Annotated in this window: 18 protein-coding genes, 11 pseudogenes and 1 other annotated feature; of the genes and pseudogenes, 11 read left to right on the top strand and 18 right to left on the bottom strand. The window is 59.7% G+C overall.

From position 1 onward, the window contains the following. Positions 1 to 121: 121 nt before the first annotated feature. Positions 122 to 1,129 carry an N-acetylmuramoyl-L-alanine amidase gene (locus tag WS78_RS34505; protein ID WP_059574913.1) on the bottom strand — a complete coding sequence of 336 codons (1,008 nt, stop codon included), beginning with the start codon at positions 1,127 to 1,129 and terminating at the stop codon, positions 122 to 124. 540 nt (positions 1,130 to 1,669) lie between these two features. Here WS78_RS34505 and WS78_RS34500 point away from each other — a divergent pair. Together WS78_RS34500 and WS78_RS38110 are read left to right on the top strand one after the other, a co-directional pair. Continuing rightward, positions 1,670 to 2,781 (top strand): annotated as a pseudogene (locus tag WS78_RS34500) (IS5 family transposase). 159 nt (positions 2,782 to 2,940) lie between these two features. After that, entirely contained in the window at positions 2,941 to 3,981 is a 1,041-nt protein-coding gene (locus WS78_RS38110) for a YadA family autotransporter adhesin (RefSeq protein WP_269434515.1), read from the top strand. Positions 3,982 to 4,338: 357 nt separating this feature from the next. On the opposite strand, the gene WS78_RS34490 is transcribed toward WS78_RS38110, so the two are convergent. From WS78_RS34490 to WS78_RS34480, 4 genes and pseudogenes are all read right to left on the bottom strand, one after another. Beyond that, entirely contained in the window at positions 4,339 to 5,388 is a 1,050-nt protein-coding gene (locus tag WS78_RS34490) for an Ldh family oxidoreductase (protein ID WP_059584678.1), read from the bottom strand. Between the two features lie 13 nt (positions 5,389 to 5,401). After that, positions 5,402 to 6,910 carry a DASS family sodium-coupled anion symporter gene (locus tag WS78_RS34485; protein WP_156432333.1) on the bottom strand — a complete coding sequence of 503 codons (1,509 nt, stop codon included), beginning with the start codon at positions 6,908 to 6,910 and terminating at the stop codon, positions 5,402 to 5,404. A 959-nt stretch (positions 6,911 to 7,869) separates the two neighbouring features. Next, positions 7,870 to 7,983: pseudogene (locus WS78_RS36830) on the bottom strand (ATP-binding protein); the annotation flags it as partial. 44 nt (positions 7,984 to 8,027) lie between these two features. Then, a pseudogene (locus WS78_RS34480) lies at positions 8,028 to 8,234 on the bottom strand (transposase domain-containing protein); the annotation flags it as partial. A 315-nt stretch (positions 8,235 to 8,549) separates the two neighbouring features. On the opposite strand from WS78_RS34480, the gene WS78_RS34470 reads away from it, so the two are divergent. Together WS78_RS34470 and WS78_RS34465 are read left to right on the top strand one after the other, a co-directional pair. Next, positions 8,550 to 8,753, top strand: a complete 204-nt coding sequence (locus WS78_RS34470) for a hypothetical protein (protein ID WP_082717267.1) — start codon at positions 8,550 to 8,552, stop codon at positions 8,751 to 8,753. Next, positions 8,740 to 10,818: a recombinase family protein gene (locus WS78_RS34465; protein ID WP_059669918.1), complete on the top strand. Its 2,079-nt coding sequence runs from the start codon at positions 8,740 to 8,742 to the stop codon at positions 10,816 to 10,818. The genes WS78_RS34470 and WS78_RS34465 overlap by 14 nt, the downstream gene beginning before the upstream one ends. On the opposite strand, the pseudogene tnpC reads toward WS78_RS34465, so the two are convergent. The 5 genes and pseudogenes from tnpC to WS78_RS34440 all read right to left on the bottom strand — a co-directional run. Then, positions 10,816 to 12,177, bottom strand: a pseudogene (gene tnpC, locus WS78_RS34460) (IS66 family transposase); the annotation flags it as partial. The gene WS78_RS34465 and the pseudogene tnpC sit on opposite strands and share 3 nt — an antisense overlap. A 63-nt stretch (positions 12,178 to 12,240) precedes the next feature. After that, on the bottom strand, positions 12,241 to 12,576 hold the full coding sequence (gene tnpB / locus WS78_RS34455) for an IS66 family insertion sequence element accessory protein TnpB (protein WP_059584666.1): 336 nt from the start codon (positions 12,574 to 12,576) through the stop codon (positions 12,241 to 12,243). Next, complete coding sequence (locus WS78_RS34450) at positions 12,573 to 12,965, bottom strand: helix-turn-helix domain-containing protein (protein WP_156432332.1); 393 nt, start codon at positions 12,963 to 12,965, stop codon at positions 12,573 to 12,575. Before WS78_RS34450 ends, tnpB begins: the two co-directional genes overlap by 4 nt. Before the next feature lie 73 nt (positions 12,966 to 13,038). Then, positions 13,039 to 14,203 (bottom strand): annotated as a pseudogene (locus tag WS78_RS34445) (IS110 family transposase). Continuing rightward, a protein-coding gene (locus tag WS78_RS34440; RefSeq protein WP_157131172.1) for an IS5 family transposase occupies positions 14,172 to 14,989 on the bottom strand; the annotation gives its coding sequence in 2 pieces (ribosomal slippage) (positions 14,172 to 14,641 and positions 14,641 to 14,989; 819 coding nt in all). The pseudogene WS78_RS34445 and the gene WS78_RS34440 overlap by 32 nt, the downstream one beginning before the upstream one ends. Before the next feature lie 262 nt (positions 14,990 to 15,251). Between WS78_RS34440 and WS78_RS36825 the strand changes: the two are divergent. Continuing rightward, positions 15,252 to 15,453 (top strand): annotated as a pseudogene (locus tag WS78_RS36825) (transposase); the annotation flags it as partial. A gap of 45 nt (positions 15,454 to 15,498) precedes the next feature. Here WS78_RS36825 and WS78_RS34430 read toward each other — a convergent pair. From WS78_RS34430 to WS78_RS36820, 6 genes and pseudogenes are all read right to left on the bottom strand, one after another. After that, entirely contained in the window at positions 15,499 to 15,819 is a 321-nt protein-coding gene (locus WS78_RS34430) for an AzlD domain-containing protein (RefSeq protein WP_059583200.1), read from the bottom strand. Beyond that, positions 15,807 to 16,553, bottom strand: coding sequence for an AzlC family ABC transporter permease (locus WS78_RS34425; protein ID WP_059583202.1), 747 nt, complete (start codon positions 16,551 to 16,553; stop codon positions 15,807 to 15,809). The genes WS78_RS34430 and WS78_RS34425 overlap by 13 nt, the downstream gene beginning before the upstream one ends. Before the next feature lie 31 nt (positions 16,554 to 16,584). Further along, positions 16,585 to 17,838 carry an L-cysteine desulfidase family protein gene (locus WS78_RS34420; RefSeq protein WP_231752005.1) on the bottom strand — a complete coding sequence of 418 codons (1,254 nt, stop codon included), beginning with the start codon at positions 17,836 to 17,838 and terminating at the stop codon, positions 16,585 to 16,587. A 629-nt stretch (positions 17,839 to 18,467) separates the two neighbouring features. Next, positions 18,468 to 18,851: pseudogene (locus tag WS78_RS34415) on the bottom strand (IS5 family transposase); the annotation flags it as partial. Next, positions 18,834 to 18,950 (bottom strand) — a sequence feature (AL1L pseudoknot). (Overlaps the previous pseudogene by 18 nt.) Continuing rightward, a pseudogene (locus tag WS78_RS37380) lies at positions 18,843 to 19,227 on the bottom strand (transposase); the annotation flags it as partial. It overlaps the preceding feature by 108 nt. The pseudogenes WS78_RS37380 and WS78_RS34415, both read right to left, overlap by 9 nt. A 213-nt stretch (positions 19,228 to 19,440) precedes the next feature. Beyond that, positions 19,441 to 19,686 (bottom strand): hypothetical protein, encoded by a 246-nt coding sequence (locus tag WS78_RS36820; RefSeq protein WP_156432331.1) that lies wholly within the window; start codon positions 19,684 to 19,686, stop codon positions 19,441 to 19,443. Positions 19,687 to 20,050: 364 nt separating this feature from the next. Here WS78_RS36820 and WS78_RS34400 point away from each other — a divergent pair, with 364 nt between their 5' ends. Then, positions 20,051 to 20,305, top strand: coding sequence for a type II toxin-antitoxin system HicA family toxin (locus WS78_RS34400; RefSeq protein ID WP_059583206.1), 255 nt, complete (start codon positions 20,051 to 20,053; stop codon positions 20,303 to 20,305). Further along, entirely contained in the window at positions 20,302 to 20,661 is a 360-nt protein-coding gene (locus WS78_RS34395; RefSeq protein WP_059583208.1) for a type II toxin-antitoxin system HicB family antitoxin, read from the top strand. The genes WS78_RS34400 and WS78_RS34395 overlap by 4 nt, the downstream gene beginning before the upstream one ends. Positions 20,662 to 20,671: 10 nt before the next feature. On the opposite strand, the pseudogene WS78_RS34390 reads toward WS78_RS34395, so the two are convergent. Both WS78_RS34390 and WS78_RS34385 read right to left on the bottom strand, forming a co-directional pair. Next, a pseudogene (locus WS78_RS34390) lies at positions 20,672 to 21,506 on the bottom strand (phage portal protein); the annotation flags it as partial. Further along, positions 21,502 to 22,368, bottom strand: a pseudogene (locus WS78_RS34385) (terminase large subunit domain-containing protein); the annotation flags it as partial. The pseudogenes WS78_RS34390 and WS78_RS34385, both read right to left, overlap by 5 nt. Between WS78_RS34385 and WS78_RS34380 the strand changes: the two are divergent. From WS78_RS34380 to WS78_RS34365, 4 genes and pseudogenes are all read left to right on the top strand, one after another. Next, positions 22,319 to 22,627, top strand: coding sequence for a head completion/stabilization protein (locus WS78_RS34380; RefSeq protein ID WP_449374869.1), 309 nt, complete (start codon positions 22,319 to 22,321; stop codon positions 22,625 to 22,627). The pseudogene WS78_RS34385 and the gene WS78_RS34380 overlap by 50 nt on opposite strands. Continuing rightward, entirely contained in the window at positions 22,627 to 22,878 is a 252-nt protein-coding gene (locus WS78_RS34375; RefSeq protein WP_059583215.1) for a hypothetical protein, read from the top strand. The genes WS78_RS34380 and WS78_RS34375 overlap by 1 nt, the downstream gene beginning before the upstream one ends. After that, positions 22,875 to 23,081 (top strand): annotated as a pseudogene (locus WS78_RS34370) (tail protein X). The gene WS78_RS34375 and the pseudogene WS78_RS34370 overlap by 4 nt, the downstream one beginning before the upstream one ends. Before the next feature lie 15 nt (positions 23,082 to 23,096). Next, a complete protein-coding gene (locus WS78_RS34365; RefSeq protein WP_059583217.1) occupies positions 23,097 to 23,441 on the top strand; it encodes a putative holin in 345 nt (114 codons plus the stop codon).

The following is a 23,441-nucleotide window of genomic DNA, read 5'->3' as shown; positions in this document are numbered from 1 at the left end:
AAGTGCATGATTACAATTGTTACTCAGTGGCGTGTCGTAACGCGGGCGGAAGCAGGTACGTCCGCGCCGCAATCGTCGATGCGCTACTTCCCGTTCGCGGCATCAGCGCGCTGGATAGGCGCTAGGCGGCCGGGCCCGCATCCTGCGAATTCCCCGCGAGGGGGTGATCGCCTGATTTGGGCTCGGGCGCCATCGTGTCGCGCAATCGCGGGTTGTCGCGGCCGAAGTACTTTTCTAGGAGCGCATCGAGAATCGCGACGGTTTCGGTATCAGGAAAACCGTCGTATTGCGTAGGGCGGAAGTGCATCTGGAATGCTGTGACAACATCCTTCGTCTGTGCGTCGAAAATGCCGCTTTGCGGCGTGTCGTACCCGTACGCAAGTAACTTGGCCTGTAGTTCGCTGAAATTCCAGTCGAATGGCCGGCGATTGCGGTAGTACTCAACGGCCTCCGCATCAGGCCATGCTCCCACGCCGTATTGTTCGTACAGCACTTTCCACGGGAATCGCGGCCCCGGATCGACCTTGCGCCCAGGAGTGATGTCCGCATGGCCGACAACCCGGTGGGGAGGTATTTGGTGGCGCGCTACGATATCGGCTGCGAGTTCTCCGATCACCACAATCTGCGCGCTGGGATATGGAGACCATCGCCGCTTCATCAGCGGGATATGTTCATCATCTTCCGGGAATCCGATATTAACGATCTCGATGCCGATGGAACTCGCGTTCAGCAGTCGCTCGCCTTGCCAATAGCTGACGCCGGCGTGCCACGCGCGGCCAGATTCCGGCACGAGTTCATAGACACCGAAGCGCTTGCCGTCATCGGCCGCATCGGGCACGAGATAGTGCGTGCTCACCGGCCGCGCCGGATCTGTCAGCAGCGCGACGGAGCGCGCGAGCGATTGTGCGGTGTAATGCAGCACGAGCGTGCGTACGCGCGAGTCCTGATTCGGCGACGAGATTGACTTGTCGATCGCGTAACGTGCATTGCGTGCGTCCTCACCAGCAGCATATGCAGTGACCGCGGGCAACGCGAGCGTGCCTGCGGCGAATAGCGGAGCGCGCGCAAGGAAATGGCGCCGTTCCGCGTTAGCGGTGCCATTGCGTGGCGCTTGACGTTGTTTGCTCATGCAGTAGGTCCCTTTTTGCCACCATCCGAAGTGATTCGGATACCTGGATGACTGTTGTTCGTATCGGAGAGTGCGTGCGGCGCAGCCTCGATGACAGAAGTAGGTCATTCAGCAGGCGATTCAGAGGCACAATTGTTTCAGGCAATTGATGTCCGGGCGTCGGGGAAACAACCGATATTTGGCTATTCGGCGGCGTCGCTTTGATCGAAGTCGAAACGTGTTCAAATGAAAGGAACAGGAATGAACGGCATCTACTAACGATCGAGGTCGATGCATCGGGTGCAATGTCCGGCTCCGGCCGCGTATACGGGGTGTGAATCGTAATCGCTCGCCCGGAAAATCAAGTGTTTTCCCGATTCGGTCGCGCATGTTCGTGGAGAGAATGAACGTGAAAGTGCGAGCGTCCTGCGCCTGGATAGTCGGCCCTGAACAATCCGCCAAGGCTTATACAGCAAGGCTCGTGGGCTGAAGCGGTGTTGTGGGAATTGCAAGGTGCAGTCATATTGACGCGTGTTTCCTGCAAATTCTGACGAGGTCTGGATGGGGCCGAAGACGCCGGTGACGGAGGGAGATTTCTTCCGCCAACCGCTGCGCGAGCAGATCAACCTGAAGCATCCGCTGGTGCGGTTAGCCGAGCTGATCGATTGGGATCGATTGGGATCGGTTGAGCGCGATGATGAGCGTGAGCTTCGTTTCGAACCGGGGCCGGCCGGCGACCTCGCCGCGCCTGGTTGCGGGGCTGCTGTACTTGCAGCACGCATTCGACCTGTCAGACGAAGACGTGGTCTGGCAATGGCTGGAGAACCTGTATTGGCAGGTGTTCACGGGCGAGACGTACTTGCAGACGAAGCCGCCGATCGATCCATCGAGCCTGACGCGCTGGAGGAAGCGCCTGGGTGAGGCCGGTGTTGAAGAACTGTTGGCCGAGACGATCGAAGCGGCCAAACGGGCCAGCGTCATCAAGAGCGCGAGCCTGAAGCGAGTGATCGTTGACACAACGGTGATGGAGAAGGCGATTGCCCATCCGAGCGATTCGCGCCTGCTGGAACGCTGCCGGGAACATCTGGTGAAGGCCGCCGCTCGGCACGGGCTGAAGCTGCGGCAGAACTACAACCGCGAAGCGCCTCGTCTGGCGAGCCAGATTGGCCGCTACGCGCATGCGAAGCAGTACAAGCGGATGAGGAAGGCGCTGCGGACTTTGCGTTCGCGCGTGGGGCGTGTGATGCGAGACGTCGAGCGGCAACTCGATGCCGGGCAATCCGTACGACGGACACACGCTGGCCAAAGCCTTGGAACAGGCAGCGATCCTGAGCGACGTTCAACCGGAAATTGCCGTGGTCGATCGCGGCTACAAGGGCGTCGCCGTCGATGGCGTGCAGGTCTATCACCCGGGTTTGCGGCGCGGCATTACACGCGGCCTGCGCGCCATGATCCGGCGCCGTAGCGCCATTGAGCCGGCCATCGGCCACATGAAGGCCGACGGCAAGCTCGATCGGAACTGGCTCAAAGGGGCGCTGGGCGACGCGATTCATGCGGTGCTGTGCGGCGCCGGCCATAACCTGCGGATGATCCTCAGGAAGCTGCGGCTTCTTTGCGCTCTGATTCTGGCGCGCGTCATTGGCGGGAACCTGATGATGACGGGCGGCGCGTAACGCCGTCGTCGTTCAAAGTGAATTGTTCAGGGCCGACTGGATAGCTGGACGGTCGACATCAAAAGTTTGCACGAGATAGGTATGCCGATTGTTCCGATCGACTGTAGGGGCGGAATGCTCGGTCGTCGTACGACAGTCAATTTTTGCGAGGTGATTTGAATGGAAGCATCGGGGTGGTTTCGGAAGCGGGTGAAACAGTTCGCGGTGCATCGCGCGCGGCATGATCGGGCTGGTGCATCCTGGCCAGAAATCCGGTTCGTCGATATCGTGAGTGGGAAAAATGGCTGGAGCGGAATTCGATCAGCAAGTGTGTGCGCTACTTTGTGCGCGTCGGTCGGTTTCGCATATGCAATGCCTGTTTCGCACGGTATTTCGAAAAATGACAATTATAATATATCTATGGGTGAAATTGAGAATAATATACGGAAAATGAAGGACAGTCTCGTAGATGATGATTATTTGAAAATCATTGAGTGGTATTCGAAAATCGTTAACGACGTTGAGAGTGAACTCGAGATCAAACAGAGCTCTATTAAGGAGCATCTAGACGTTACTAAAGGCTATCTGAGCAAAATTGAGGGCTATTCGAGCAATATTTCGCCCGAATCGACCGGGAAATCAGACAACGAATTGTTCGGCAGCGGACGCGATGAGTTCGAGGGGGAATGGGAAGATGCGGTTGCGCCCGATTGGATCTCGAGCGCGAAAGCCGAAAGGCCGATTGCGCTGGGCGCGGATGCCGCCGCCTCGGGCGTCGACTCAGTCGCACTGGGGGCAGGCTCGCAGGCGACGCGAGACAACACGGTGTCGGTCGAACAAGCCGGCGGCGAACGCCAGATCGTGCATGTTGCGCCAGGTACAGAAGGAACAGATGCGGTAAATGTGAACCAGCTCAATTCGGCATTAAAGACAATAACGGTTCAATCGGAACGCCGCTTCGGCGAATTGCAGCGGCAGATCGATGCTACCGCACGTAGTGCATACGCGGGCGTGGCTGCCGCGACTGCGTTGACGATGATCCCCGACGTCGACAGGAACAAGACGTTGTCGATCGGCATTGGTGTGGGTTCCTACAAAGGTTACCATGCGATGGCGCTTGGAGGCACAGCATGGCTCTCGAGCAATCTGAAGGTCCGGACAGGGATCGGGTTGAGCTCGGAAGGAAAGACGATAGGCGTTGGGATGAGTTGGCTACAGTGACTGCGCGGACGGGCTATTCAGCGCCACCCTTATCTAACAAGGCATTGGCGTTTTCAGCGATCCGCACGTTCGCGGATTGACACATTTGCTGTCGTAACGGTGACACTTTTAATGTGGTCTACATCTAGGTCGCCGCCCGGCGACTCAGTCCCAGGTAGCGACATGCCTTGCGTTGCGACAGGGCTTACAGCGCCTCGCGCTGGCCCGTCGGGGTGCCCGAATAGCACTCTCGCAACCGTTCGAATCGAATCCGCGTTTTACCCCCGTTTCTGCTGGCGTCATTACGGCGATCATCCCCGGGGCCACTACGCCGATCCGCGACAGCAGGTTTTCCTTTTTTTGCTTCGTCCCCTGGTATTACACGCTTGGCACCTCGACTTTGAGCGACTGGCCGAGTCTCGTCAGATGTGACCAAATCGTTGGGGCAATGTCGATGTGGGTCGCCGCGCGAGCGCGATTCGCCGCCTCGTACTCGCCGGGATACTGAACCCGATCGAAGCCCGGCGCCGTTGGCGTATCGTGCAGATACCGCAGAAATGCCTCGATTTCACCAGCCTGCCAGCTCAGGCCGAGATCGAGTTCGGGGTTGATCAATATTCCGAACAGATTGTTCGTCGCAACGCCGCCGCGCGGATTCTCCGGTTGAATTGTGCCGCCACCCGACAGGACCCCTGCCAGCAATTCCGCGACCAGGCCGAGCGCATAGCCCTTGTGTGCGCCGAACGGTAACAGCGCGCCGGGATCCTCCGCGAACATCACGGACGCGTCCGTCGTCGGGTTGCCGTTCTTGTCAATGATGCTATTCTCGGGTGCTGGCTCACCGCGCTCGGCGAGCACACGCGCCTTGTTGATTGCGATTGCGCTCGTCGCGATATCGACGACCATCGGCGGGCGCCCGTTCGGCATCGGGCCGGCAAAGCAGAGGGGATTTGTCGTCAGCCTTGCGATGCGGCCGCCGTATGGCGCGACGACGGGCGGGCGGTTCGTGACGTTCGTAAAGCTGAGAAGCACGAAACCGTTGCCGGCGACCATCTCTCCGTAGTGCCCCATGCGTCCCAGATGGTGTGAATGGCGTAGCGTCACTATACAGTGGCCGTGATCGCGCACACGTTCGATGGCTGCCCGCATCACGGTTTTGCCGACATGCTGACCGAACCCGCGGTGGCCATTAAACACCATCAGCGTATCGCGGTCGAGTACGCATTCGGCGCGGCCTGTCGGATCAACGTTCGCCGTCTCGATTGCCCGGCGGTAGTTCGGCAGGATAGAGATGCCGTGACTGGCGTAGCCACAGCGGTCCGATTCGACGAGATGTTCGGCGACATCGTTGGCGATGTCATCTGGCACGTCGAGCCGGGTCAGGATGTCGAACGCAAATTGGTGCGCGGATTCGATCAGAAGTTTCATCGGATGCCTCTGTCTACAGCCAGTCGAGCCAGCGCCAGTAGGTTTCCGCGAAGACAAGCATTAGCGCGTAGCCGATGATCGTCACCGGGATGCCGATGCGCCCGAATTGACGGCCGTTGAACGTATCGGTGCCAAGACAGACCATGTTCTGCGGCGCATTGATCGGAAGGATGAAGCCGAAGCTGACCGTGAAGCCGAGCAGCATCGTGATACCGACGCGATTCACGTTACCAGGTAACGTTTGTAGGACCGATATCAGAATGGGTAGCAACGCGGCCGTCAATGCCGTTGCGCTCGCAAAGCCCAGGTGAATCACGATCAGGAACGCGCTCAGGATTGCGAAAATCGCGAGCGCGCCTTGGTCGGCAAGCCCCGAATGCGTGACGACGAACTTGCCTAGCCATTGGCCCGCCTGTGTGGTCAGCAGCGCGGTGCCGAGGCTGATGCCGACGCCGAACACGATGAGCGTGCCCCACGGGGTGCGCTGCTGCATAGTCTTCCAGTCCATCACGCCCAGCTTGGGCAGCATCAGGATCACGAGGCCGACGAACGTGATGCTCGCTGTGTCGACCTGATGCAGCTTGCCTTCCGTTGCCCAGAAGAGCAGCAAGCCGATCGAAACTGCGGCGAGCCGCTTCTGCGCACCCGTCATTGGTCCGAGTGCCGTCAGTTCGCGCTGGACTGCTTCCTTGCCACCCGGGATCGTTTCGGTCTCGGAAGGCAGCATGAAGCGCACGAGGAAGAAGAGCACGACCGACATAACAATCGCCCACGGTGCGCCGGCAATCAGCCACTGGAGCCAAGTGACGCGTTCGCCGAGCAGCTTACCCATGAACCCCACCGTCAGCAGGTTTTGTGCCGCGGCCGTCTGGATACCGACATTCCAGATACTCGTTGCCTGCGCGACGGTAATCATGATGCCGGCCGCGATGTTCGATTTCTTGTCGACCCCGAACGCGGTGATGATGCCCATCATGATGGGAACCACACAGGCACTGCGGGCTGTCGCGCTCGGTACGACAAGCGACAGCGCAATCGTCACGGCGATGCTGCCGATAAGGATGCGCTGGGTGCTTGTACCGATCACGGACAACGTGACGAGTGCGATTCGTCGATCGAGCCCGGTTACCGTCATTGCCGCCGAGATAAAGAGAGCGGCGGCGACGAGTGCTAGTGCGGTGTTTGCAAAGCCCGCGAGCGCCATGCCAAGCGCGGTAGAGGTGCCGTAGAGCGTTGACGGATCGGTGATCTTTGGTGCATGTCCGATGAGCGCGGCCATGAGCGACGTGATCATGATCGCACTGGCTTCATACGAAACGGCCTCGGTAATCCATACGACGATCGCAAAGGCAAGGATTGCGAGCATCCGCTGGCCGGCGATGGGCAGGTCGCCAGGCAGCGGCAATGCAAGGACGACGATCAGGACACCGATGGCGGCGAAGAGTCCCCAGCGAAGGGGGGCGGCGGGTTGGACTTCCTTGGGTTCGGAGTCCGGGGCAGTCGACGGCGAGGCTTCCGGCATGGCGTCACTCATCACGTGAGGGTCTGACTCTGCGAGCCATAACAGGCGCTCGCGCCTTGAACGACAACGTGCTCACCATCCATGCACAAGTGATCGACCGCAATTCGTTAAGCTACTAAGGTAATGGCGGACGCCGATCATCTACTAGTGCGGGTACAAGTATATACACATAACTTTGTAAACAATATGGTGTCTTGGACAGATTGTTGTCAATCTACGAAAAGAATCTGGATGATCTCCCTCCATCGCTCTCTTGAGCGCATCAACTGGTCTGCTTAGAGCCCGTGTGAAAATTGATGAAATGGCGAATTCCAGCCCATCTGGACCGCGCTTGCGTGCCTTGGCGACGGCTTTTTTTGGAACGGTACTCTTCATCGGGGAGGCTGAAGGGGCGAGAATTTGCACTTCCAAACATGCTATTAGTCTATCTATTTCGTCATCCTACATATTGGGAAATTGTCCGCGGGAGCCTTGCGGAATTCGCAAAATAAGCATTACATATGCATTAAAATGAGGGGAATTGTTTGTGAATCGAAAAGTCTTTGTTGGGAATAAAGCAATTATCTTATCGCAATGCAAAATGAAAGAATTGCGAAATGCAGATGACATAATATAGGGGTTGGGAATCTACCGATTGACAATTTTGGAAAATTGATTGCTTTATCTAGAGAATGAGAGAATTGATCGCCTTGTATTTGAGCGCCGACGATGCCACCTCTCACTTCCGTGTGATGCCGGCACACATAGTCAGGTAAAGGATCGTCGATATGAAGGCAACCTCGATAATTTTCACGGAGTTGACATAAGACGACGGATATCCAGCCGTCACGGCTAAGCGTAATTTAAATGAAAGAGTGCCGGTTGTTTTCGTGATTTTGCCCCCTAAATGTTGATTTGCACGGAATCCTGACCCACGGTTTGCATTGAATTCTGACCCACCCGTTGGACCAGCTTTGGGGTTATTCGGTGGGTATCCTTGCTTTCTTTATCTCCTTTTTTGGTTGCGTTGTACTGTTTCTGAAACGATAGCTATCGTTGCCTGTTTCTACACTGTGACAGTGATGCGTAAGACGGTAAGCACCCGGTAAAGGCACCGAGGCTCGGGAGGTGCCGCTGATCAAGCCGCGGCGAGCGTCCAGCGATGCGGAAGCAGCGACGCGATGTCGTTGGCACGATGCGTGGGCGGTCGGGTGAGCACGTCTTTCAGGTAGGCGTACGGATCATGCCCGTTAAGCTGCGCCGACCGGATCAGGCTCATGATCGCGGCTGCACGTTGTCCTGCGCGCAGTGAGCCAGCGAACAGCCAGTTCGAGCGGCCAGTCGCAAGCTCGCATTCATTCTGCCCATATCGGGCAAGAAGTTGAAGTCCATTATCGTTGGCATCCGCTGTATGGTCGCCGCGTCAAGGTTCGAGACGTAGAGAATCGCAGCGGCGGCCGCGTGGTGCATGTCGACGCGGGCCCTGGAATAGTCAAGGTGGTGGCAGCGTGGATGCTGGATCGCGCAGTGTGTTCCGCCATGGAGCTCGGCGAGCCGAGGGTTACCGTGGCGGTGCTATGCGCCCTGCATCGGCTGCTTGTTGATCGGCGCTTGCGAGCAAACTCGCCGGACAGTTCCACCATCGTCCGGGAGAAACGCAATGGGCCAGCTGCCAAGGGGTGTTCCAGCACGACCGCAATCGCCGGCGGTGACGCCGCGCCAGATGAACATGGTGTTCGACAACGTCGAGCTTCAGGGAATGAACACGGCGCAACGCGCAAAGGTAATCACGCATCTTGCAAGCCTGCTGATCCAAGCCGCCGGCGCAACCACCGGGAAGGAGCGTGACGATGACGAACGCTGATCGTTTGCCGGCGCCCCTTCTCCAGCGCAAGGCAGTAGTTTATGTCCGTCAGTCGACGCAGGCCCAGGTCCAGATGAATCTCGAGAGCCAGCGTCGCCAGTACGAACTCGTGGGAGAAGCAAAGCGCCGCGGGTTTCGCGATATCGAGGTCATCGACGATGATCTGGGTCGATCGGCGAGCGGAACGGTGGCCCGGCCCGGCTTTGAGCGCCTGGTGGCATTGCTCTGTGCCGGTGAAGTCGGAGCTGTCCTTTGCCTGGATGCATCACGTCTTGCCCGTAACGGGCGCGACTGGCACCATCTGCTCGAACTGTGTGGTCTCGTCGAGGCGCGGGTCATCGACCTTGATGGCGTGTACGATCCCTGCCGACCGAACGACCGGCTGCTGCTCGGCATGAAGGGCAGCATTAGCGAATTCGAGCTCAACGTGCTTCGAACGCGCATGCTGGATGCCGCGCGTTCCAAGGCTCAGCGCGGTGAATTGCGCATCAGCGTGCCGATTGGCTATCTCTGGCATCGTGATGTCGGCCTGGGTCTTGATCCCAACCAACGGCTGCAGGAAGTGATACGCATGATCTTCACTCGCTTTCGCGAACTGGGTAGCGCACGGCAGGCTTTCCTGTCGTTACAGGCCGAACAAATCCACTTTCCGCGTCCGACCGATGGCAGGACCCTGACGCATTTCGACTGGACGCTGATACGTTACCGTAACGTGATCTCGGTGCTCAGGAATCCGTTCTATGCCGGGGCCTACGCATATGGCAAGAGTGGGAAGCAGACGACCATCGTCGATGGCCGTGCACATAAGACCTACAAGCACCGCAAGCCGTTCGAGGAGTGGGAGGTTCTGCTCAAAGAGCACCACGAAGGCTACATCGACTGGGCAGAATTCGAGCGCAATCAGAAGCTGCTCGCCGCAAACGCCTATGGCAAGGCAGGCGACGTAAAATCGGGGCGTGGTGGGCGAGCCCTGCTGGCAGGACTACTTGGATGCGCGCGCTGCGGACGCCGTCTGTCGGTGGCCTATACTGGACGCACACCGCGACCGGTCTACCGATGCTATCGCTTTGACCTGCCACCGAAGTGCATGAGCTTCGGTGGCTCTCGCATAGACGCCGCGATCGCGAGAGAACTGATGCGTGTCGTGGAGCCAGTGGCGATAGAGGCGGCCTTGCAGGCCGAGCAGATGCTTATGGATACCCTGAGCGAGCAGCGGCGAATCATCGAACTTGAACTGCAGCAGGCTCAGTACGAAGCCACGCTGGCAGAGCGACGCTACGCCGCCTGCGATCCCGATAACCGTCTGATCGCCGCGCAGTTGGAGAAGAATTGGGAGGCAGCGTTGCGTCGTGTACAGGCCTGCCAAGCGCGCCTGGAGACAACGCGCACATCGGCGGCACCAATCGCTGCTCCTGACTTTACGAAGCTCGCCGAGGACCTCGATGCCGCCTGGAATGCTCCAGGCGTCACCATGCGCATGCGCCAGCAGCTGGTTCGGGTGCTGATCGTCGATATAGTCGCAGACGTGAACGAGTCAACGCGTGAAGTCATTCTCACGATTCACTGGCAAGGTGGTCAGCACTCGCAGGTGCGGATCCGCAAACCCAAGACCGGCGAGCACGGATGCAGCACGTCCGACGAAGCGCTCGCAGTCATGCGCAGCATGGCAACCCGATGGTCTGATCAGGATATTGCCGCATCACTAAACCGGATGGGGATACGTACGGGCCAAGGCAAGACCTGGACTGCGCATCGCGTCAGCTCCGTACGGCGAGTGCGCAACATCTATGCGTACAAGTCGGCAGAGAAGGATGGTGACTGGTTGACGATGTCCGAGGCGGCGAAAGCGCTTGGCGTTACCCACTATATGATCCGGCGTCTAATCAACGATAAGGTTCTGCCTGCCGAGCAGGTAATGCCCGATGCCCCGTGGCAGATTCGCGCGAGCGATCTGCGCAGTGAAGCTGTTACGGCGGCGCTGACGCGCAAACATCGCCCGTGTCGCAACGACGTTGAAGGGCAACTCCCAATGTTTACCGAGGTTTCGGAAGGAGGTGCACAATGAACGCCCCATCGCCCATGGTCGAATCTGGTTCTCCAGCCAGTTATTGTCGATGGGCACGTGCCCGTCATCGAGATAGCGCGTGAGCGCTTCCCAACGCTTCAGGCTGTAGTCGAGCGCCTTTGCGATTGCCGATCCTTCGGCAACGAGCTTGCGCTGGGTCACCATCCAGGCGTGCAACGCATCGGCAACGGGTCTGGATCGCTGCTGGCGGATGGCCTGTCTTCGATCGGGCTTCAGTTCGGCGACGTCACGCTCGACGTCGTAGAGTGCGCCGAAGTATTTCAGCGCCTGCTCGGCGATCTGGCTCTTGTGGTTGACGTGCAGCTCGTAGAATTTCCGGCGGGCGTGAGCGACGCATCCGATTTCCGTGATGCCCAGTTCGAATCCGGCCTTGTAGCCGCTATAGTCATCGCACATGAGCTTGCCGCACCACGCTCCCATGAACTTTCGGGCATGTTCGCCGGCACGGCTGCCGGCGAAGTCGTAGACCACGGCCTTCAGATCGGCGAATGGCGTCGTGCTGTACGCCCACAGGTAAGCCCGATGCGTCTTGCCCTTGCCGGGCGACAGCATCTGCACCGGCGTCTCGTCGGCGTGCAGCACGTCGCGCTGCAGGAGCTCTTCGCGAAGCGCATCGACCAGTGGTTGCAACCGTACACCGCAGATGCCGACCCACGCGCCGAGCGTCGATTGCGGGACCGCCAGGCCCGCGCGGGCAAAGATGCGTTCCTGCCGATACAGCGGCAGGTGGTCGCCGTATTTGGCAACCAGCACCTGCGCCAACAGCCCGGTGGTCGGGATACCCTTGTCGATGACGTGAGGCGGGATCGGTGCCTGGATCAGGGTCCCGCAGTGCCGACAGGCCCACTTGCCGCGGATATGCCGCTCGACCGTGAACACGCCTGGCGCATAGTCCAGCTTCTCGCTGATGTCTTCGCCCACGCGCTCCCGCTGGCAACCGCACTGGCACGTGGTGTCTTCCGGTTCGTGATGGATGTCCGTACGCGGCAGTTTCGATGGCAAGGGCACACGCTTCGGCTGTTGCCGAGGCTCAGCGGCAGTCGTGGCCGGTTGAAGCTGTTCGAGTTCGGCTTCCAGTGCCGCCAGGTCTGCGTCGATCGCCTCGTCGAGCAGGCTCATCTGTTCGGCATCGAGCCGCTCGCTGCGCTTGCCGAATTGCAGGCGCTTGAGCACGGAGAGTTCGTGCGTCAGTTGATCGATACGCGTTTGCCGATACTGCAGCTCCCGCTCTCGCTCGCCAGCCTCCCGCTCTTGCTCGGTGACCTGCACGATCAGGTGCGCGGCCAACGCACGCAACTGTTCCGGGCTCAGGGCGTCGAGGTCGGTGGGCAAGTCCATGCAGGCCAGTCTGCCAGAGGCCACTCCGGCACGGAAGCGAAACTGTTTACGTCCCGGTGCGCCTCATATCACGGTAATCGCGTGATCGGGCGTTAGCGTCCGCCACGGCAGACCCGTGACCAGCGCGCGCAGTTGCTCGGCATTCAACGGCAAGGAAACCGACTGTTCACCATCGCTCCAGATGAAGCGGCCCTTGTTCAGCCGACGCGCGGCCAGCCAGATGCCCAGCCCATCGTAGACCAGCACCTTCATCCGTGTGGAATGCCGATTGGCAAACAGATACGCGTGATGCGGCCGCACTGCGCCGAACACCTTCACCACCCGGGCCAGCAACGTATCCGCACCGGAGCGCATGTCGACCGGCTCCGTCGCGAGCCAGATCGCATCGATGCGGATCATCTCAGCCAGTCCCGCAGCCACGCCGCGCACTCGACGGCCGCCGACGCCGGCCAATGCACCGTGACTATGGCGGCGCCCCGACGAACCTCGATCCGGATCTCCGACAGCCCCGCCGACGCGGACGACGCTTCCAACTGGAGCGGCACGAATGCCGCCTGCGGTGCTGCGAGTGCTTCTACGGCCGCCGGTTCGATCACGTCCGGCTTCTGCCGTGCAACGACCCAGCGACGCACAAGGTTGGCGTTCAGCCGGTAATGCAACGCGACCGCCGCGATGGATACGTTCGGCTGCATCGCCGCGCGCACGACCTTCTCCTTAAACTCGCGGCTATGCCGACGCCGTCGCGTCGGCTCTATCAGTTCCAGCCCTTCAACCTCGTTGCCTTCCATGGTGTACACGTGTCCACTTAAAAATCTGGTGGACACGATCCTCGCGGTCACGAAGCGACTGGACAAGATGACTTCACCGGGGGCTTACGTAAGACGGTCGAGCAGCGCGGTCGTCATCTTGGCATCTGCAAACACGCAGAGACATCGCCAGGCGACCGATATCCCAGACGAAGCCCGCCAGTTCCCGCGCGACAGCCACCACGGCAACGTTGACGTTCTTGCCTCGTGTAGCGAGCTTGCGATACTTCTTGCATAGCCTTACCTGCGCGTCCCACGCACGATCGATGATTTCCTTCGGAATACCTTCGTGTCGAGGCTGTAGTGTTTTGCCTACGCGTGCCGGATGCCGATAACTCCAAGCGGCTTCAACCAGCAGCTTTCTCGCATAACTGTTGCCGGCCGTGGTGATACCACCCTGGCGTCGCGTGCCTCCGGACGAATGCTCCGAGGGCGTGATGCCAAGCCAGGCCATCAACTGGCGTGGATGCTCGAAGCGCGACAGATCACCGAGCTCGGACAGCATGCCCACCGCCGTGATGAACTGGATGCCGCGCATCGCCGGCAACGCCAGCACCGCCGGATAGAAACTCCACTCGACCACGGCTTCGCGTAACGCCGTCTACCAGCCGGTCGCATTGCGCCAGACGATCCTCGATCGTGCGGCGATGTTCGTCAAACGCGAGTTGCCGCCATGCACTCTCGAATGAATATTTGCTCAGCCAGCGTCGATGTGCAGCACCCCAGTCCGCTCGCCCGATGTAGTGCACACCGTGCGATAGCAGAAAGGACTTCAGCCGCTGCCGTGCGTGCCGCAAGTCGTCCCTGGCAGACGCCCAGCTCCGCGCGAGATCCCTGAAGGCTTCGTCTTCGACGCTCGGCACATACACGGCCGACAGATCTCCTGCGCGAAGGGAGCGCGTCAACTTAATCGCGTCGCGCCGGTCCGTCTTCACCCGTTCCCCGGGCTTCCTTGGAATCAGCGACGGTGCGCATACCATACAGTCGAAGCCTTGCTTGACCAGACGTCGGTACAGACCGTAGCCGCAGGGACCAGCCTCAAAGGCGACACGTACATGTCGGGCTTTCGATTGCAATCGCTTGCACAAGCGATCGATTTCCGTTGGCGTCGTGCCGGTCTTGCCCTGCAACTCGACTTCGCCTGCGTCGATTGCATAGGCGATCGTGATCGATTCCTTAGAGACGGTTTCATAAAGGCTGCTGGGCGCGCCGGAGGGTATTCCAGCAGATCAGGCAGCAACCGAGTTTGAGGAACGCGCCGTGAATGTCAGCACGGCGCTCGAAACGAATACGGAGGCGACGGAAGTGATGCAGCCAGGCATGCGTGCGCTCGACGACCCAGCGATATTTGCCAAGGCCGCTGCCATGTTCGGTACGGCGCTTGGCGATCACGGGCTCGATACCGCGATCGCGCAACGCGCGTCGATGTCGCTCGGAGTCGTAACCGCGATCGGCGTAGACCACACGCGGTCTCTGCAATGGGTGGCCACGCAATCCGCGAATCGGCGGAATCGCGTCGATCAGCGGCAGCAACTGCGTGACGTCGTTGACGTTCGCGCCGGTCAGGATCGCGGCGAGCGGGGTGCCGTTGGCGTCGGTGACGATGTGGTGCTTGGAACCGGGTCGCGCACGATCGGTAGGGTTTGGCCCAGTTTTTGGCCCGCCCCAACGGCACGGATCGAGGATGAATCGATCGCAGCTCGAGAGAAGTCGATCTGGTCTGCTGCTCGCAGCTTCGCAAGAAGCAGCTCGTGCAAGCGATCCCATACGTCTGCGGCCTGCCAGTCGCGTAACCGTCGCCAACATGTCACGCCCGAGCCGCAACCCATCTCGGCAGGCAGGTCGCGCCAGCGCAGTCCGGTCTTGAGGACAAACAGGATGCCAGTCAACGCAGCGCGATTCGAAACCGGCAGGCGCCCTGGGTTCTTCTCGCGCCGCGGCTTGGGTCGCCGCAGCAGCGGTTCGATCAGTGTCCACAATTCGTCGTCGATGATCGGCTTGGCCATCTCCTCGGTCTCGGTTGTTCCGATGCCTGAGGTTAACAGCTCGCCGCGAAAGTTAACAGCCCCAGGGGCCCTTTTTGAAACCGTCTCTTATGCACATCCAGCCCAACGTACACCGTGCTATTGTTTCCCATGCTGGCCTCCGTGGTGGAAGTTGCCGGGTGTGGCCTGTCCACACCGTGCGGCTCTGGCGGCGATGCTAACCCGCGTTGGATTCCCCACGCCAAGCCAGCCAATGCCCCACGGAAAGTCATACTGACTTACCCTGAAACTGATCTATCTGCCGCAGTACTCGCCGCACCTGAACCTCGACGAACAGGTTTGGGCGCAAGTGATGCGCAGCGCCTCCAAACGCCTCGTGCAGACCAAGGACGAGATGAAACGGCTCGCCATCGGCGCTCCGCGCCCAGCCCGCGCTGGTGAAATCCTTCTTTCGCCAACCCGAATACCAATACGCGGCTATGTGACATTTCTTTCGGAAATCTTAGTAGTAGCCATCTCCTCGAATCCCCCTACAGGAAACGGGTCAACAGGATCAGGGAACCGACGCCGCTCACCACGACCCAGATCATCCCGAAGCGCAGGCTGACAAGCGCACAGATGATGGCGGCTACTACCTTCGGGTTGTGCAGGTTGAATTCCATGTGTGAATTCACGTCGAGGATCTGTACGGCGATGATGGCCGGCAATACCGTTACGGGCACGAATCGAAGCGTCTTTTTCACACGTTCGGACATATGTATCCTCCCGGACAATCCGATAAACGAAAACCGGATCAGGAAGGTCACTGCGGCCATACCGGCCATCAACAGGATAAAGGTCACGCTGTCCATTTTTGTGCTCCATCGGGCAAGCCCGCCAGTGCCACCGCGCTGATGGCCGCTTTCTTCTCCTCCGCAAAGTCCACGTAAAGCCCGGCACTGATTCCCAGCAGCGACGCAGCCACGATCCCAAGCGAATAAGGCAGGATTACCAGCAGTACGCCCGAGACGGACGCAACGGCCGCTGCAATAATACAGGCACGGCTGCGGATCTGAGGCATTACGATTGCGATGAAGGCTGCAACCATCGCAAAGTCGAGACCATAGCGCTGGATGTCGGGAAACGACGAGCCAGCCATAGCACCCAGCAGATCGGCCCCGATCCACGACAGCCAGAAGATGAACATAACCGACAGATAAAACCCCGGCTTTTGTTGACCGTCACCGTCCATGCGCTTGATGGTCGTGGCGTAAACTTCGTCGGTCAATGCGTAGGCCATCATGCATTTGGTGAGAAAGGAATACTCTTTGACCTTTTCGGACATAGACGCGCTGTAAAGGACATGCCTGAGATTGATAACAGCCGTCGTCAGGATCACAACACCGAGTGAGCCACCAATCTTGAGCATGTTCAGCGCGAGCATCTGGGAAGAACCGGCGATGACAATGCCGGCCCAGGCCGTGCTTTGCCATACGCTCATGCCAGCGGTGACGCTCAACGCCCCGACGATAAAGGAAAATGGAAAATTGCCGACGCACAGCGGGAAGATTGCCTTCGCGCCGCTAACGAAAGGATGGACTTTCATGGGGAATCTCCTTTTCAAAGACTGCGGCGCGCTACCGCTTTGCGGACATGATCCGGATGATGGCCTTGTCGGTATGCGTCATCGGACGCGTCACAAGCAGGCACAGGTTATTGATCGTTTCTTCAACGTCGTCGCAGACGATGCCGTCACTCGTGCTAGCCCGGATACCGTTCCTTGCCAAGAGAACGGCCTTGAATGCACTCGTGACGGCGGTTGACACCTTCATTGCGCAGCTGTTGGAAGCGCCGTCGCAGATGATTCCGCTAACGTCGCTGACCATGTTCGAAATCGCGCGCCCAATTGTCCCGAAGTCACGCGTGAAGAGCCAGCTCATGCCGGCAGCGGCACCCATCGCCGCGGTTGACGCTGCGCACAGAGCCGATAGCCGGGTGTACCGGGCATGAATCGAGATTGCGACCAGATGCGAAAGCGTCAGTGCCCGGGCCAAATCGTCCAGACTGGCCTTCAGGTATCGCGCAACGGTCACCATCGGCATGGTGGCGACAATGCCCTGGTTGCCAGAGCCGAAGTTGGTCATGGCCGGCAGCGCTGCGCCGCCCATGCGCGCATCGGATGCACAGGTCGCGTCGACCACAATCCGACTGAGCAGATCATCCTGTAGCATTCCCTGCGAGATGGCCTCGGAGAACGTTCTGCCGACGCTCATGCCATATTTTTGCCTTTTCCCTTCTGCGGACAATTCTTCATTTACTTTGGCCGCATCGAGCATGAACGCGATATGCTCAAAGTCTTCGAATTGCACAAACTCAAAAGCCTCCCGCAATGTGAAATTCTCAAATAATTCACTGTTTCGGTGCGGCGCATCATTACAGGAAATCTGTACTACATCATTAACGGCAAGATATGTGACGTTGGTATGGCCACCATTCGAAATCACCCGGCATTTACTAACTTCGCTACGCAACGTGAGGTCGACATGAATAAAATCAGGCGTTGCCTTTGCCAGAATCGAAACCCTACCTTCCTCAATCAGCCGGCGTGCCTGGGCAACCTGTTTGGAAGTAATATTCTTGAATACCTGAAGTCCTTGCGCTGCGTCGCCCCCAAATGCGCCCAGTGCCGCGGCAAACTGTACGCCCGAAACACCCGCGCCGGGAATGGTCACACCCATCGCGTTTTTGTAGAGATTTTCGGAGACAACTCCGCTGATCTCTACTATCGGCTCCTTCAGGTATCGCATGGCCAGCGCCGCAGCAAATGCAATCGCGACCGGTTCGGTACATCCAAGGGCCGGCGTTACTTCCCTTTGCAGCCAGCTGATCATTGATTTCGAGTCCATTTCGCCACCTTTTTATCTGGTTGCCCTAATTAATTGTGAATTATATTATATTCAATAGGGCATAGAATTAACATCCAAAATAGTGCGACAAAAAATATCATTTGCAGAATATTTTTCTACTCTGAAATTGACCAATTTAGTCGAAATTATTTTGCCAAATATCAAATTGACTCCGACACCAATAACGATAAGTCGCGACAGAGGCTTTGTGGGCAACGAAACACCGCGACAACATGAAAACATCATCAACCTGGAATCGCCCCCGATGTTGACGAGCCTCAAAGAGAGCCGAGTAGAAAAATATTCTCCATTCTGCGCGCACAAGCAAGGCATGGGCACGCCCGCAGACGTCCCCAACCGATTCTCGCGTCTACTCGCGGGACCTACGCGGGTACACGCGTGAAAATGGGGTTCCCGAGTTCAAGAGATTATCGTGCAAGTGATTGAATTTTTTGCGCCAGGTCCGCCTTGAATAATCCGGAGATCCCTACGCGACGGCCATTTTTTGGCGGAATGATGTTGCGATATTTACAAGGGCCTCGCATATTCTTGGCGAGAACCGGATGAGCCTGAATCAAGCCGCATAGCGAATCGGTTACTACTAAGAGACGGTTTCAAAAAGGCTGCTGGGCGCGCCGGAGGGTATTCCAGCAGATCAGGCGGCAACCGAGTTTGAGGAACGCGCCGTGAATGTCAGCACGGCGCTCGAAACGAATACGGAGGCGACGGAAGTGATGCAGCCAGGCATGCGTGCGCTCGACGACCCAGCGATATTTGCCAAGGCCGTTGCCATGTTCGGTACGGCGCTTGGCGATCACGGGCTCGATACCGCGATCGCGCAACGCGCGTCGATGTCGCTCGGAGTCGTAACCGCGATCGGCGTAGACCACACGCGGTCTCTGCAATGGGTGGCCACGCAATCCGCGAATCGGCGGAATCGCGTCGATCAGCGGCAGCAACTGCGTGACGTCGTTGACGTTCGCGCCGGTCCGCAAGACCTTGCAGATCGGCTCGACCCCGAAGGTGTCGCGATGCTGATCGATAAAGGCCTTCAGGACTTCAGGCGGCGGTCGAGCTCCGCCTGGGCGAAAAATGCGCTCGCTAGCTTCAGAATCTCATTGGCACGGCGCAGTTCCTTGTTCTCACGCTCCAGTGCCTTGAGGCGTTCACGTTCCGACGTGGTGACCCCCTCACGCTCGCCGCAATCGACTTCTTCTCGTTTGACCCACCCCAACAATGTCTGGCTCGTGCAGCCGATCTTGGGGGCGATGGATTCAATCGCCGCCCACTGTGACGGATACTCGTCGCGATGCTCGCGCACCTGCGGACTGCACGTTCTCGGACTTCAGCAGAAAACTTGTTCGACTTGTTCATGGCTCCATTCTCTCAAGAGTTGGAGCCTCCACCAAATCCGGTGCGGTTCATCGGTGATCTCAATGCCAATCTTGCGCGAACCGTCAATTATGACATCAGGCCTGTCCCCGAACTTAACCTCTCCGTCCGGGATTGAGAAATGTCGCCGGAACGACTCGAAGGCGTCCCGCTCGTCGTCCTGGGTTGTTCTGCGCGGCATTCGGTTTCCACCAATCAAGGCGAGCCGGTCGTGAGCGGAGCGATGAGCGGCGCGCGGATTTGGCTCAAGCGCTCGGTCATCGCCTCAGGGCATTTGAGTAGCTTTGCTGCATCGATACGCGGCTGGTTAAACAAGCGGTTCATTTTGTTTTTTCCTGTTGGGCTACCACCGTCGCCCTGATGCATTGGTGCCATTGCGCGAGCCGCAATAGCGGTGCCAAATTTCGCATCAAAGTGCACGAAGACGCACGAATTTTCCACGATGCAAAATCGCCCGAAACCCGCGCCAGTGGGCGCTCGCGCGGCAGGCGACCGATGCATGAAAACTGCCCCATCAAGAAAGCGTGCAGGCGAGGAGGGGGACCGCGCAAAGGCCACCTTGGGGCCTGGCTGCGCGCGGAAGAGCCTGACCCCAAACACCCCGCTCCCGGACGCGCCACGGCCTCGTTGTGCCGCTCGTGGCGTACGGTCCAGGGTTGGGGTGCCTCGCGAATGCAAAGCCGTTGTAGGCCCACTATTCGCGCCGTCGCCAGACGCACAAGGATCGCACCCAGCATGCTCAGGACAGATTGCAGATATCATTTTTCGCTAGCACCGAGATAGCACTTTGCGCTATCATTCCAACATGAAAACGAAACACGCCCGAACGCTCGCGGCGATCTTTACGAAGCCGACCTTGGGCGGCATCGTATTCGCTGACATCGAATCGCTGGTTGTCGCGTTGGGCGGCGACATCAATGAGGGCGCAGGGTCGCGCATCGCCTTCGAATTGAACGGGACGCGCCGCTACCTACATCGCCCTCATCCGGGTAAAGAGGCAAAGCGGTATCAGGTGGAAGATTTGCGCGACTGGTTCATCGAATTGGGGATCAAACCATGACCAACGCAATGAATTACAAGGGATATTTCGCCCGCGTAGATTTCGACGGGCGCGACAAGATTTTTGTCGGTCACGTGCTCGGCGTGGACGACAAAATCAGTTTTCACGGCGAAACCGTCGACGAGCTGACTGCGGATTTCCACGCAGCCATTGATCACTATCTGGAAGACTGCAAGCACACGAACCGGACGCCTCAGAAGCCCGCATCGGGTAAGTTGATGTTGCGTATCAACCCGGAAGTGCATGCGGTTGTCGGCATCGCGGCGGCTGTGTCGGGGGAGAGTGTCAATCAGTGGTCGGAAGAGGTGTTAAGGCGCGCGGCCCGAGAAGTGCTCGATCGTGCCGCGCATGCGTGACGCCTGCCACCTATGATGCCGCGACCGGCGCCAGCGGAATCTCGTAATCGTCGAACCTCACGACCTCCTCGCCCAGCCAGTCGTTCAGCTCGGCGAAGCGGGCCTGTAGCGGCCTGATTTCGTTGCGCCCGAACACGCGCGCGGCGGTGTCCGGCGTGCCGAACCCGCCCGAGTTGCTCGGCACGATGCCGAGCAGCTGAGGCGGCACGCGGCACGCGGTGCGCGGCGAGCAGATCGTCGCGCGTCACGTTCTTGATGTTGAAGAATTCGTCCTTCGCGGCGACCTCGGACACGGGGATAAGCTGGATGCCGTCTTTCTTCCCGCCCGGCGCGTACATGAACACGTTGCGGAAGTTGCCCGGCCCCTTCGCGTTCTTCAACGCGTCGCGCATGTTGTCGACGTCGTCCTGCTTTTGCGCGGCGTCGGTCATGTACAGGATGAAGCCGGCGTGGCTGCCGTTCTCGTAGTACTTTCGCCGGAACAGCGTCGACGATTCGTTCAGCCAGGCCGAGTGCAGCGAGCTCAGGTACTCCGGCAGGCCGTAGACCTCCTGATTGATGTCCGGCCGCACGAGCTGGAACACGCTGCCGGGCTCGAACTCGTGCCGATCCTGCCAGCCGTTCACGTACACGAAGCCGCTGAAATCGGCCTTGCGTCGCACGTACTTCGCGAGCGCGGGCTCGAATCGCAACGTGCCGCCGACCATGCTGCGGCGGCGCTCCAGGTAGCCGTTGCCGAACGTCAGGAAATCGAGCGCCCACCGCTCGAATGCGTGCCGCGACAGCCAGCGGTGCGGGCGGAACGTCGACGCGAGCACGTTCGCCTTGAAGAACAGCGCTGAAGTGGCACATCAGCAGGTTCGCGAATTCCTCGGCGCTGTATTCGCGGCGCAGTTCGTCGATGTCAAACAGGTCGCAGCCGCCCGCGATCGCGTCGAGCACGGTCACAATCTGCCGCCACTGCGCGTCCTCGCACAACATGCCGCGCACGAGCGCCTCGTGGCTCGTGTCGATCTGGATGCGCTCGCCCGCGGCGCGGCCGCGATTCGCGTGCGCGCCGCTCCAAAACGCGAACGCCTCGTGCCTGACACTCGACGGCGTGCTGAAGTAGGTCTTGCGCCAGCGCTTGTGCATCGCCATGCCCGACGCAACCTTGTTCAACTCGCGGAACTTCGGCACCCAAAAGTATTCATCGAAATAGAAGTTGCCGTGGTACGACTGCGCGGTGCGTGCGTTCGTCCCCAGGGAGTACAGCGTCGCGCCGCTCGGCAAGATGATCGGGTCGCCCGTGAGCTCGACGTCGGCGGCATCGCGCGCGAACTGCGTGATGTATTGCTTGAAGACGTGCGCCTGCGCCTTGCTGGCCGATAGGAAGATCTGATTGCGGTCGGTGTCAAGCGCGTCGACGAGCGCTTCGCGCGCGAAGTACCACGTTGCGCCGATCTGCCGCGATTTCAGAATGTTGCGCGTGCGCTGATCCCCGTTCCGATACCAAACCTTCTGATAGTCGAACAGCGAATCGCGGAACGCTTCGATGATGCGCTCGTGCTGTTCCTTGCTGATTTCGTTGCGCGGCGCGCGGCGTTTCGGGCCGGCGGTGCGCGACGCAATCTTCGGGTTCAGGTCCGATTCCTTGCGGCACGCCGCGCGCGACGCGATGCTGACCGTGAACGATGAGCTTGCCGCGTGGCGCGCACGGCAGCGCGCGGCGGGCGCGGCGACGCTCGCCGACGTACCGGCGCCGCATATCGATGGCGAATCCGCGCACGTTGCCCGCTATCGGCGCGCGGTGTACCACCTGACGCACGCGGACGTGACGGAGAAATACCGCGGCTACGACACGACGAAGAGCGGCGGGCAGGTCGCGGCCGATCTGGCGGCGACGGTCGACGACGCGCGCCGCAATGCGCGGTGGGCGATCAGCGACATCCTCGGCATCGCGCGCTCGACCGTGGAGCTGATCTGATGGGCCGCCCCATGTATCGCATTCGGCAGATTACGCGGGCCCGCCCGCGCGGCGAAGCGCTGTTATTCGTCAGCGCATTCCAAGTGCAGCGGCGCGGCGCCGCCCTGTTCTGGTGCGAGATCGCCTGTTGCTTGGATCGCGTCGGCGCTGAGGCGGCCATACGGACCGACGTGATCGCGCGCCGGCGAGCTCGAATCAAGCCGCGCGTGCTCAGCCAGTTCGATCGCGACGGGCAGGCGCTCGGGAAATGAAGGTAGCGGCACTACAAGGCGAAACGCTCGACGCGCTGTGCTGGCGGCACTACGGCAGCACGGCGGGCACGGTCGAAGCCGTGCTCGACGCGAACCCCGGCCTCGCCTAGCTCGGCGTCGTGCTGCCGATGGGAACCGTCGTGGAGATGCCGGAGCGCAGCGCGATCGAGCCGACGAAGCCGCTGCTGCAACTGTTTGACTGACCTGGAGCCGATTGAATGGCTGAACCGAACACCACCTCGGCCGCGGCGCTGTTCGCCGCGGTCGGCCTCGCCGGCATCGCGCCGGGCGTGGACGGCGACGCGCTGATCGGCGCGTTCGCGGGCGCGGCGCTCGTCGTCGTCACGTCGAAAGACCTCAGCCTCGCGAAGCGCGCCGCGTACATGCTCATCTCGCTCGTGATGGGCTATCTCGCCGCGCCCGAGATCATCCACGCGGTGCCGATCCGCTCGACGAGCGTCGCCGTGTTCTTCGCGGCCGCGCTCGTGATCGCGGTCACGCTGACGCTGATCGAGCGCGTGAAGGGCGTGGACCTGTTCGCGCTGTTCAGGAAGGGAGATTGA

Origin of the sequence: Burkholderia savannae, from assembly GCF_001524445.2 — a bacterium.
Taxonomy (GTDB): domain Bacteria; phylum Pseudomonadota; class Gammaproteobacteria; order Burkholderiales; family Burkholderiaceae; genus Burkholderia; species Burkholderia savannae.
Note: the sequence above shows the minus strand (reverse complement) of the source record. Positions and strands in the feature narration are given on the sequence as shown.

Excerpts from the sequence above, each read along its gene's own strand:
- WS78_RS34505 (WP_059574913.1), bottom strand. The coding sequence starts at position 1,129 with ATGAGCAAACAACGTCAAGCGCCACGCAATGGCACCGCTAACGCGGAA.
- WS78_RS34375 (WP_059583215.1), top strand. The coding sequence starts at position 22,627 with ATGGGCCGCCCCATGTATCGCATTCGGCAGATTACGCGGGCCCGCCCG.
- tnpB (WP_059584666.1), bottom strand. The coding sequence starts at position 12,576 with ATGATCCGCATCGATGCGATCTGGCTCGCGACGGAGCCGGTCGACATG.
- WS78_RS34425 (WP_059583202.1), bottom strand. The coding sequence starts at position 16,553 with ATGAAAGTCCATCCTTTCGTTAGCGGCGCGAAGGCAATCTTCCCGCTG.
- WS78_RS34490 (WP_059584678.1), bottom strand. The coding sequence starts at position 5,388 with ATGAAACTTCTGATCGAATCCGCGCACCAATTTGCGTTCGACATCCTG.
- WS78_RS34365 (WP_059583217.1), top strand. The coding sequence starts at position 23,097 with ATGGCTGAACCGAACACCACCTCGGCCGCGGCGCTGTTCGCCGCGGTC.
- WS78_RS34395 (WP_059583208.1), top strand. The coding sequence starts at position 20,302 with ATGACCAACGCAATGAATTACAAGGGATATTTCGCCCGCGTAGATTTC.
- WS78_RS34470 (WP_082717267.1), top strand. The coding sequence starts at position 8,550 with ATGGGCCAGCTGCCAAGGGGTGTTCCAGCACGACCGCAATCGCCGGCG.
- WS78_RS34420 (WP_231752005.1), bottom strand. The coding sequence starts at position 17,838 with ATGATCAGCTGGCTGCAAAGGGAAGTAACGCCGGCCCTTGGATGTACC.
- WS78_RS38110 (WP_269434515.1), top strand. The coding sequence starts at position 2,941 with ATGGAAGCATCGGGGTGGTTTCGGAAGCGGGTGAAACAGTTCGCGGTG.
- WS78_RS34485 (WP_156432333.1), bottom strand. The coding sequence starts at position 6,910 with ATGCCGGAAGCCTCGCCGTCGACTGCCCCGGACTCCGAACCCAAGGAA.
- WS78_RS34380 (WP_449374869.1), top strand. The coding sequence starts at position 22,319 with ATGCTGACCGTGAACGATGAGCTTGCCGCGTGGCGCGCACGGCAGCGC.
- WS78_RS34450 (WP_156432332.1), bottom strand. The coding sequence starts at position 12,965 with ATGGAAGGCAACGAGGTTGAAGGGCTGGAACTGATAGAGCCGACGCGA.
- WS78_RS34400 (WP_059583206.1), top strand. The coding sequence starts at position 20,051 with ATGAAAACGAAACACGCCCGAACGCTCGCGGCGATCTTTACGAAGCCG.
- WS78_RS34430 (WP_059583200.1), bottom strand. The coding sequence starts at position 15,819 with ATGGACAGCGTGACCTTTATCCTGTTGATGGCCGGTATGGCCGCAGTG.
- WS78_RS34465 (WP_059669918.1), top strand. The coding sequence starts at position 8,740 with ATGACGAACGCTGATCGTTTGCCGGCGCCCCTTCTCCAGCGCAAGGCA.